Consider the following 1,213-nt stretch of genomic DNA (forward strand, 5'->3'; position numbering starts at 1 on the left):
CTTATGCGTGAACAGTAGCAACAACACCAGCGCCTACAGTACGGCCGCCTTCACGAATAGCGAAGCGAAGACCTTTGTCCATAGCGATTGGGTGGATAAGCTCTACGCCCATCTCAACGTTATCACCAGGCATAACCATCTCAGTACCGTCTTGTAATTGGATTGCGCCAGTTACGTCAGTAGTACGGAAATAGAACTGTGGACGATAGCCGTTTAGGAATGGTGTATGACGACCACCCTCTTCTTTTGACAATACATATACTTCAGCGTCAAACTTAGTGTGAGGAGTGATAGAACCTGGCTTAGCTAGTACTTGGCCACGTTGAACATCTTCACGCTTAGTACCACGTAGTAGTACACCACAGTTTTCGCCAGCACGACCTTCGTCAAGCAGTTTACGGAACATCTCAACACCAGTACAAGTGGTTTTTTGAGTGTCACGGATACCAACGATTTCAATCTCGTCGCCTACTTTAACAATACCAGACTCAACACGACCAGTTACAACAGTACCACGGCCAGAGATTGAGAAAACGTCTTCGATAGGCATTAGGAAAGGCTTATCGATTTCACGCTCAGGCTCAGGGATATAAGTGTCTAGGATACCTAGCAATTCTACGATAGCAGGCTGACCGTATTTTTCTTGTGAGCCTTTTAGCGCTTCAGTAGCTGAACCATGAACGATTGGCGTGTCATCACCTGGGAAATCATAGTCGCTAAGTAATTCACGAACTTCCATTTCTACTAGTTCTAACAACTCTTCGTCATCAACAACATCACATTTGTTCATGAATACGACGATGTATGGAACACCAACCTGACGTGAAAGCAAGATGTGCTCACGAGTCTGTGGCATAGGACCATCAGTAGCTGATACTACAAGAATAGCACCATCCATCTGTGCCGCACCAGTGATCATGTTTTTAACATAATCGGCGTGACCTGGGCAATCAACGTGAGCGTAATGACGAGCTTCAGTGTCATACTCTACGTGACTTGTGTTAATCGTAATACCACGTGCTTTTTCTTCTGGAGCTGAGTCAATAGACGCGTAGTCTTTAGCTTCGCCACCTGAAGTGATAGCCGCAACAGTTGCAATAGCAGCCGTTAATGTAGTTTTGCCGTGATCAACGTGTCCAATAGTACCGACGTTGACGTGTGGCTTTTTGCGTTCAAACTTGGCCTTTGCCATGAGTATTTCCTCTTTTATTGG

General features: G+C 45.6%; 1 protein-coding gene. It reads right to left on the minus strand.

Annotated elements, in window-relative coordinates; translation table 11 throughout:
* Position 1: 1 nt before the first annotated feature.
* Positions 2-1,192 carry an elongation factor Tu gene (gene tuf, locus KZA12_RS14725; protein ID WP_201621893.1) on the minus strand — a complete coding sequence of 397 codons (1,191 nt, stop codon included), beginning with the start codon at positions 1,190-1,192 and terminating at the stop codon, positions 2-4.
* Between the last annotated feature and the right edge of the window lie 21 nt (positions 1,193-1,213).

The organism is Psychrobacter sp. BF1, assembly GCF_019279065.1.
GTDB lineage: Bacteria > Pseudomonadota > Gammaproteobacteria > Pseudomonadales > Moraxellaceae > Psychrobacter > Psychrobacter urativorans.